The sequence below is a fragment of the Exiguobacterium sp. UBA5002 genome (assembly GCF_002396765.1).
Lineage (GTDB): Bacteria > Bacillota > Bacilli > Exiguobacteriales > Exiguobacteriaceae > Exiguobacterium_A.
In genome coordinates, this window is record NZ_DGYQ01000016.1 from 62,768 (window position 1) to 72,169 (window position 9,402).

The window sequence follows — 9,402 nt, forward strand, 5'->3', positions numbered from 1 at the left end:
TTCAATGTGCAAAAAATAAGATGCATTTTAGAGATTGTTTTTGAGGGTGGATTCACGCATAATGGACGGTGAAAGGTAGGTTAAATTATGCATTTCGATCAGGCATTACATCTTTTGCAACAGCTCGGTCCATCGATGGAGCAAAAGGGATTGCGGATCGCGACGCGCTTCTATAACTCGCTCGAGGCGACGTACGAAGAAGAATTGCGCGCGCTTCGAGAAGCGGGGGCTCAGGACGGAACTCGTGCCTTACGGATTTTACGCCTGAGTCAATTATTGAATCAGATTACAAACCAGCATGAATCGAGTGAACTGTTTAAATTGATTTTACTGAATGAAATCGATCAGACGAAATCGTTTCTGTTGACGTACCCGGACATCATCAGTCGTGAAATTCTTCAAGCTATTCAAATCGAATATGACCTTAAAGAAGATGTACCTTTGCTTCAAGCATGGGCAATTGTTCACCATCAACTCGTCGATACGTGCCGCCATTTTTGTAAATACCGTCATGCTGAAAACTGGCGTCAACAAGATATTTTGTTGATTGCAGAAGAACATCATCTCGGAGCCGTAATCGATGAAGCCAGGCACGCGCTCTTGAGTGGTCGAAAAACGACCTTGTTACATGTCTCAGCTGAGGAACTGGCAGAACGAATGTTAGCGAATGTCCTATCCTTGACGACGAAAGGGATGGTCGTTCATCACATTCATCAAGAAGGATGGGAACAACAGATGCACGAATTCTTGACGATGATCACGGCAAATGATCCGATCGTCTTCGTCAGTGGATCGACGAATTTCATTGAAGAAATCCAGCAACGACTTGATCCGTTACCGGTCCTGTTTGGTCCGTTCGTAGCGGCAAATCAATTACCCTCTTAACGAGAAAAGCGATGTGTAACGCTCTGACAAAAGTCGGAGCATGACACATCGCTTTTTTAAGCTGATTTCGTTAAGCGTTTTGCGCGTTGAATCGACCGGTCGAGTGCGAGATAGACCCCACCTGAGACACAACAGAGCAGTCCGACGAATCCGAGCGCAAAGTCACCTTTTCCGGTATCAAGGAATAACGATCCGAGAAGTGGTGCGGTGACGCCACCAATCAACCACTGGAGACTAGCGGCACCATTGTACGTTCCGCGGAGATGTTCTGGTGCGATCAAGGCGATGAACGTCATCTGGACAGGTGACATGATCATCTCGCCGAGCGTATAGAACGCATAAATCGCAAGCAATACCGTCACGAGCACGACATAACTCGTTCCGAGTGAGAACAGGTAAGACGGAACGAATGCGAGGAAAATCATGCCGATTCCGAAAATCGAGGCTCCGAGCAACATGACTTTTCCGAATGCTTTGCCGGACAAGCGAGCAGCGATCGGGAACTGGAACAAGACGACCATGATTCCGTTCAGTGCCATCAAGTAAGGGAACGGATTTTGTTTCGTTGGTAACCCCGGTAGTCCTTCTTTCAAGAAGACCGGTAACATACTCTCAACGAGGGCAAATCCCATCGAGATGAAGACACCCGCACCGATGAAGATTAAAAAGACATGATCCTTTCGCAATACAGTGAGCGGTGATACTTTGACTTCGTCCGTCTTTTCGATATAGTCCGGTTTCGTCTCTTCGATGAAGAAGTAGAGTACGATTCCGTACAGGAAAAAGACGAAAGCGGCAGAGTAGAAGATGAGTGAACGGTCGACGAACAGGACGGCACTTCCGAGAAGTGGACCGAATGCGGCCCCGACGTTATGTCCCATCCGCAGCAGACCGAACGATTCGTTCAGGCGTTCTGGTGGTGTGACGTCAGCGACCATCGCGCTTGCCGCCGGATGGAACAGTGAACTCGATAAACCGAGCAGCGCGTTCAAAGCGAGAAGCGGTCCGAATGAATCGGCGAACGAGAAGCCGATTAAAGCAATGACGTCACCGATGATTGAGAGGACCATCAGTGGTTTTCGACCGAATTTATCAGCGAAGTGACCACCGAGAACGGCGCCGACGAGCGACATGATCGGTCCGGTCGCCATGATGATACCGACCAAGAAGTAGGAATCGAGTCGATCCGCATAATAAAGAACTAAAAATGGTGCAATCATGAACATCATGATCCCAGTGATCGTTTCCCCGACGAACCGGATCCAGATGTTGCGATCAAGCTGTTTGAGTGCGTTAAACATAGTGAAAACCCCTTATATTCCGTTTTTAGACAATAGAAAAGACGGATACGCACAAATATGGGCATACCCGTCCTAATATAAGAGGGCAGCATGTACGTATACGCATACGCACACCCTGCTTAATTAAAAATTAAACGATTGGGTGACGTACAGTTGTAGCCGATACAAAGACAGTGTGGACAGATGTCCGGGCTTGATGGAATACCATTGTACGTCTCCTCCTTCTGTAATAGTGAACTTCCTTGTCATCGTAAAGAAGATCGTGATGAATTGTCAACCTTAAATCTGAAAATTGAGTCAATGAAGTGAAATGGACGAGACCTTGAAAATTCGGTATGATAGACTAGTTGCGAAAAAGATTGATCGGACTTTTGAATATATCGTTGAAAGGAACTACCATACATGACAAACATTCTACAAACGGAAGTCGAAAAGCGTCGGATTTTCGGCATCATTTCCCACCCGGATGCGGGTAAGACGACATTAACTGAAAAATTCCTCCTGCACGGAGGGGCAATCCGTGAGGCAGGTTCTGTCAAGGCACGGAAAAACTCGAAATTTGCGAAATCCGACTGGATGGAAATCGAAAAACAACGCGGAATCTCTGTTACGTCTTCGGTCATGCAATTCGAATACGACAAAAAGATCGTCTCGATCATGGATACACCAGGTCACTCGGACTTCGGTGAAGATACGTACCGGATCCTGACAGCGGTTGACTCAGCGATCATGGTCATCGATGCGGCGAAAGGGATCGAGTCACAAACGAAGAAACTGTTCCAAGTCTGTCGGATGCGCGGGATTCCAATCTTTACGTTCATCAACAAGATGGACCGTCAAGCGCGTGACCCACTCGAATTGATGGAAGAACTCGAAGAAGTCCTCGGCATCCCGTCTGTAGCTGTGACGTGGCCAGCTGGTTCAGGTCAACAGTTCGAAGGGGTCTATGACCGCGTCAAAGGACAATTCCACTGCTTTAAAAATGATCGCAAGACGATCGAACTCGGCGAGGAAGGTCTCGCAAACGAAGAACTCGCGACGACGATCAACTCGGAAATGTACGAGACGTTGATGGATGAAGTCGACTTACTCGACGGCGCAGGTAACGAATACGATGAAGAATTGATCGCAAAAGGTGAGTTGACTCCGGTCTTCTTCGGATCAGCCCTCGTCGATTTCGGCGTCACACCACTTCTTGAACATTACTTGAACTTGTCCCCTTCACCGACACCTCGTGAGTCGAATAAAGGGAAAGTCGAGCCGGCACAAGACTTCTTCAGCGGTTTCGTCTTCAAGATTCAAGCAAACATGAACCCGAACCACCGTGACCGGATTGCGTTCGTCCGTATTTGTACGGGTAAATTTGATCGTGGAATGGACGTCGTCCTGACACGGACAGGCAAGAAAATGAAACTGTCGCAATCGACACAATTCATGGCGGATGAGCGGGAAACGGTCAATGAAGCGTTCGCAGGAGACGTCATCGGATTGTACGATTCAGGCAACTATCAAATCGGTGATACGATTACGAACGGTGATCCATCATTGCAATATGAAGCACTCCCGACGTTCGCACCAGAACTCTTCTTGAAGGTCTACACAAAAAACGCCTTGAAGTCGAAACAGTTCCAAAAAGGTGTCGAACAGCTCGCGCAAGAAGGTGCGATCCAGGTCTACAAGACGGAATACAACGAAATCATCCTCGGAGCAATCGGACAACTCCAATTCGAAGTCTTCGAGCACCGGCTCAAAGGTGAGTATGGCGTTGACATCTTGAAGGATGCTGCGAACTTCCAAGTCGCGAAATGGATCAAGCCAGCTGAAGTCGCTGCCGTCAAACAATTGACGGATTCACGGACGGTTCTCGTCTACGACCGTTGGGAAAATGCTGTTCTATTATTTGCGAATGATTTCGTCTACGAGCGATTCGTTCAGAAAAACGAAGGAACCATCACATTGGTCGATTCACCGCAACAACTCTAAGTTTTTGACGGACTACTTTTCGAAGTGGTCCGTTTTTTCGTTCCTGAAATTTCGTTTGATGGCAAGCGAACAAGGGTAAAAACAGAGCGAGTTTGAATTCATATGAAAAAGGACGGTGTCATGTGATGGCGAAACGGTTTGTTGGAATCTATCAGGATCAATCGAGTCTGGAACGAAAAATCGAGGAATTGAAACAACAAGGGCATCATGATTCGGATTTTTCTGTCGTCGGTCGAGATGACGCGGCAGACGAAGCATCGGGTGCAAGTTGGATTGATCAGGTCAAATCAAAATTTTCTAAAGAACCACCGCTCCGCGAGACATTAAAACGTGTCGGACATTCGGACGATGAGGCAGAACGGCATTACGCAGAAGTCGAGCGTGGCGGTCTTGCATTGTTCGTCAAGGATCGAGATCACGATCATGACCACGACCATGAGCACCATCATCACCATGACCACGATCATGATCATCGGCACGATGATAACAAGGTCGAAAATCCAGGGAATAACGCCTATGAATCCAATCACCGCGGGGACGGTGAGAAGAGCGACCGGGCGAAGTGGAAAGCGGACGATCTCGACTAATACCTAGAAGTGAAGGCGCCATATCGGTGATCTTCACTTTTTTCTCGTGTCCGGAGTCGCAAAGCGAGATGTGTGAGGAATCGAGGTGCTATACTGAGAGCATCGAAGAGGTGATAAGACATGAAAAAAATAGTGACAGCTTTAGCAGGAATCGGTCTTGCCAGTGCTTGGTTCATCAACCGATACCCGGTGTTTGGGAAACGACCAAGCCGTGCAGAGCGGCGGAGTTTCGAGCGATCAGATCGTTTTGTCGACGGGAAGTTCAAAAATGAGATGGATTTCCAGTTGAAGATGGAATGGGACTCGATGAAAAGCATCTTAAAGGATTACGGACGAAACATTCCGAATCTGCGTCCTGTCAAAGCGTTACCGACGCTTCCGTATCAGCGACGTCAAGACGATAGTGAAGCACCACGCGTCACATGGTTCGGACATTCGGCGTTTTTACTCGAACTTGATGAACAAACGATTTTCTTTGACCCGATGCTCGGGCGCGCACCATCACCGTTCCCGAAACTGGGTGGGGGACGTTTTCAAACGACGCAGAAGGTTGATCTCGATCGCCTGCCGTTGATTGATGTCGTCGTCTATTCGCACGACCATTATGATCATCTTGATTATCCATCCGTCCTCGCCTTGAAAAATCGAGTCGGTCGCTTCATCGTGCCACTCGGGGTCGGTAGTCGTCTCCGTGGATGGGGTGTCTCGGCTGAGCGAATCACGGAACTCGACTGGCATGAATCGACGCAAGTCGGTGGCATCAAACTGACAGCGGCTCCTTCGCGCCATTATTCAGGGCGAAATGGTCTTGATCAATTTTCAACGCTATGGGCGTCATGGGTCATCGAAGGCTCGCAAAAGGTCTTTTTTAGTGGCGATAGTGGATATGGTCCACACTTTAAAGCAATCGGCGAACAATATGGTCCGTTTGATTTGACGATGATGGAATGTGGGCAGTATGATGTCCGGTGGTCCAATTCGCATATGTTACCGGAACAAACAGTTCAAGCACATCGAGATGTCAAAGGTCGCGTCCTGATGCCGATTCACTGGTCTGCCTTCATCCTCGCTTTTCATGCCTGGTTCGAACCGGTCGAACGGTTGCTCAAGGAAGCGAAACGCGATGAGATTCCGGTTCTGACACCAATGATCGGGGAGAGTGTGACACCCGAGAGCACGACACGAAAATGGTGGCGGGAAGTGCGTTGAGTAAAATAGCTTTTTGATTTTAATTGAATGAAATAAGAAAAAAGTAGCCTTTTCGAATCACATCGAAAAGGCTACTTTTTTAGATGAATAAACAGAAGAAATGTTCATCCTCGACTCTTACAGGAAAGCGAGGATGATGACATCGTCTGGATCGTACAATCTCATTTAGCTCGCCAATCGATCCGCTTGTTTCGCGCGACGGGAACGTACTTTTTCGATGATCTCGAAACCGAGCACAAGCATCGTTCCGACGAGTAACCCATTACTGAGGAACGGACGAAGTGTCAAAGGCAGAACTTCCGCGATGACGGTCGATTGTAACAAGATACTGATGCCGATGACGGCACTGATCGCAAACGCATGGCGGCGGCGACTGTTCTCCATATTACTTTCAGCAGACTGCCAGGCAATCAGAAACATGTGCGGCAATGTCGCAAGCAACGCGGCACTCGCAACGCTACGCGGTAATGTCGCGATGATCCCGATCAAGCTTGGGAAGAAACCAATCAGTGCGATGACGAGCGAGGCAATCAAGAACGGACGACGTTTCCGGCTTCCTGTTTGCGCGATGAACCCGCTCGTAATCGGTAAAGGCACCGGTACAAGCGTCGAGAAAGTAGCGGCGAGTAAATGAATGACACCTTCGATGGATAACCCTTGGTGGAGACGTCCTTGTTTTTGAAGCGTTGCTTCGACGGCACTTAAAGCGGCAATTAAATTGACGACAAGCAAAATCGCGAACGGAATCGCGACAAGGAATGCACTGCCGTCAAACTGTGGCCATCCGAACGGTAACGCTTGCGGTGGTGCGAACAAACTAGACGATGCAGGAAGCGACGGACGACTGACGAGCCAACCGACGATGATTCCGATCATCAAGGCAAACGGACGTAAGCGACTCGGTCCGAATTGGCTGAGTCCGAGTACGAGCAAGAACGTGATGATTCCGGCGAGACGTGTTGCCTCGACGGCAAGAACGGCACCGAGCATGACGCCTGTTAATTGAATACATAATAAGAGCAAAAACGTTCCGCTGACGAGCGGTGTGAAGACGGGTAATAAGTATTTCGTCCATCCTGTCAAACCGAGAATGATGAGGACGACGCCGGCAATGACGACGGCTGCCATCGCGATCGTAAAAGCCGTTTTTGAATCGACCGGTAATGCGGCGATGACGACGAAGATGCTGACCCATGATCCGGCAGGTCCCGATACGATCGGAAGCCGGTGGCCGAAGGCTCCGTGTAGGAAACAGGCAATCCCGCCTACAAAGAACGACCGTTGGACGAGAGCAGCTGTCTCGACTGAAGAGAGGTCGAACAGACTGGCGACGACGATTGGTAAAGCAATCGTGTTCGCGAGTAAAAAGACAATCCACTGGAAGGTAGAAGTCGTTTGTTTCATGAAAAAGCTCCTTTCTTAAACTTCAGATATTCCTGCATCATAGCATATGATTGATGTTATGATTCATATATCTTTATACACGAAAACATATGAAAGAGATGATGAATATGGATTTACGTCAGTACCGCTATTTTTGTGCGGTCGTCGAGGAACAATCCGTCACGCGGGCGGCGGAGCGCTTACGGATGGCGCAACCAGCCTTGACGCAGCAAATTCGGCGAATGGAAGAAGAGCTTGGCGTTCGTCTGATTGAGCGGGCAGGGCGCGGGATTCGGATTACCCCAAGCGGCAACCGCTTATATGAACGAGCAGTTTCTTTACTACAGTTCGAGCAGGAGACACGGATGGAAGTGAGCGACATCGAAGCCGGACGAACGGGTATCTTGCGCATTGGTGTGAACACATTATCAGCCAGTCGGCTCGTCGAATGGATTGAACGGATGAAACGACGACATCCTGGCATTATCTTACAAGTCCACCAAGGAGAATCGAGTGCGCTCATCGAACGGTTGAAAGAGCGGTCGCTTGATGCAGCGTTCGTCCGTCTGCCGATTGATGCGCAAGGGATCTCGATTGAATGGATGGAAGAAGAACCGTTTCATCAAGTCTGGCATCCGGATCATCCGACTGCGGATCTCATCATTCCGAGTCAGGAAGGACTCGGTGTCTTTCAGACGTTAAGTCAACGGCTCGGCGTCGTATCGCAAGAGACATGTTCCGATGTCTTGACGCTGATTGGACTTGTCCGCAGTGGACAAGCGGTGACTGTATTGCCGGAGAGTACGTTGCGGGAACTGGATATGACAGGACTGCACCAGACATACCTATCCGGTGCCGCAAGTACGACAGCCTTCGTCTGGTTGACAGAGACGGGACCGACGACACTGACGAAACAATTCATTGAAATCATGAAAGAAACAGCAGAATAATTAAATGGATAGGAAAGAGAGGAACGATCGTATGAAAACGATTCAAGGCACGTATGGAGAAGCAAAGATTTTCACGGATAACGTCGACGACCTGACGATTAAGCAAGTCACAGCTATGTTAGAGGAACAATTTGCGACAGACAGTCGCGTCCGGATCATGCCAGATTGCCATGCTGGAAAAGGATCTGTCATCGGAACGACGATGCATGTGACGGACGAGGTCGTACCGAATCTCGTTGGTGTCGATATCGGTTGCGGCATGTTATGTACACGACTTGCTGAACAACAACCAATCGATTATGCGAAACTTGACGCGACGATTCAGCGTCTTGTTCCAAGTGGCATGTCGGTACGTCAGCAAGCTCATCCATTGTCCGAACAGGTACCGTTTGATCAAGTGCTTGCACCGTTTAACGAGACGCGGGCACGATTATCAATCGGTACGCTTGGTGGAGGGAATCATTTCATCGAACTGAACCAGGATGCAGCAGGACAGCGCTATCTCGTCATTCATTCTGGTAGTCGCAATCTTGGGAAGACGATTGCCGAACATTATCAAGCAGAAGCGGAAACGGCACGCTTCCAATTTGACGCGGACCGAGTCATCGCCGAATTGAAGCAACAAGGGCGCGAGTCGGAGATTCAAGCCACCTTACAGCAATTGAAGGAAAAACGGTCTACGTTTAACAAAGATTTAGCATCTGTTTCTGGCGAAGCGATGGAGCGTTACCTCCATGATCTTAAGATTGCCCAACGATACGCAGCATTGAACCGTCAAGCGATGACTGAAGTTATTTTTGAAGCGATGGGATGGACGGTAGCGGATCAGTTCGATACGATCCACAACTATATCGATCTTGACGCGATGATTCTACGAAAAGGTGCCATCTCTGCAAAAGCCGGCGAGCGGGCAATCATTCCGATGAACATGCGTGACGGCTCCTTGATCGTCGTTGGAAAAGGAAATCCTGATTGGAACTATTCCGCACCACACGGGGCAGGTCGTATCATGTCACGATCAAAAGCATTCAAAACTGTTGAACTGGATGCGTTCGAAAAGACGATGACTGATGTCTGGTCAAGTTCAGTCGTCGCATCGACGCG

The 9,402-nt window shown here is 48.9% G+C and carries 8 protein-coding genes; 6 read left to right on the forward strand and 2 right to left on the reverse strand.

Annotated features, from left to right (window positions below; translation table 11 throughout):
• The first annotated feature begins 87 nt into the window (after window positions 1-87).
• Window positions 88-885, forward strand: coding sequence for a hypothetical protein (locus B4C70_RS03430; protein ID WP_290776946.1), 798 nt, complete (start codon window positions 88-90; stop codon window positions 883-885).
• 56 nt (window positions 886-941) lie between these two features.
• Here B4C70_RS03430 and B4C70_RS03435 read toward each other — a convergent pair whose 3' ends face one another.
• The gene (locus tag B4C70_RS03435; RefSeq protein WP_290776947.1) at window positions 942-2,186 is read right to left on the reverse strand and encodes an MDR family MFS transporter; all 1,245 of its coding nucleotides are present in this window, start codon (window positions 2,184-2,186) and stop codon (window positions 942-944) included.
• A gap of 402 nt (window positions 2,187-2,588) precedes the next feature.
• Here B4C70_RS03435 and B4C70_RS03440 point away from each other — a divergent pair, with 402 nt between their 5' ends.
• From B4C70_RS03440 to B4C70_RS03450, 3 genes are all read left to right on the forward strand, one after another.
• Entirely contained in the window at window positions 2,589-4,169 is a 1,581-nt protein-coding gene (locus B4C70_RS03440) for a peptide chain release factor 3 (RefSeq protein WP_035408673.1), read from the forward strand.
• A gap of 125 nt (window positions 4,170-4,294) precedes the next feature.
• Complete coding sequence (locus B4C70_RS03445) at window positions 4,295-4,756, forward strand: general stress protein (RefSeq protein ID WP_035398102.1); 462 nt, start codon at window positions 4,295-4,297, stop codon at window positions 4,754-4,756.
• 120 nt (window positions 4,757-4,876) lie between these two features.
• Window positions 4,877-5,965, forward strand: a complete 1,089-nt coding sequence (locus B4C70_RS03450) for an MBL fold metallo-hydrolase (protein ID WP_290776948.1) — start codon at window positions 4,877-4,879, stop codon at window positions 5,963-5,965.
• A gap of 165 nt (window positions 5,966-6,130) precedes the next feature.
• On the opposite strand, the gene B4C70_RS03455 is transcribed toward B4C70_RS03450, so the two are convergent.
• The gene (locus B4C70_RS03455) at window positions 6,131-7,369 is read right to left on the reverse strand and encodes a purine/pyrimidine permease (RefSeq protein WP_149427056.1); all 1,239 of its coding nucleotides are present in this window, start codon (window positions 7,367-7,369) and stop codon (window positions 6,131-6,133) included.
• A gap of 107 nt (window positions 7,370-7,476) precedes the next feature.
• On the opposite strand from B4C70_RS03455, the gene B4C70_RS03460 reads away from it, so the two are divergent.
• Together B4C70_RS03460 and B4C70_RS03465 are read left to right on the forward strand one after the other, a co-directional pair.
• Window positions 7,477-8,298 carry a LysR family transcriptional regulator gene (locus tag B4C70_RS03460; protein WP_290776949.1) on the forward strand — a complete coding sequence of 274 codons (822 nt, stop codon included), beginning with the start codon at window positions 7,477-7,479 and terminating at the stop codon, window positions 8,296-8,298.
• A 31-nt stretch (window positions 8,299-8,329) separates the two neighbouring features.
• Window positions 8,330-9,402 (forward strand): RtcB family protein (locus tag B4C70_RS03465; protein ID WP_290776950.1); only part of this gene is annotated, 1,073 nt, incomplete at its 3' end.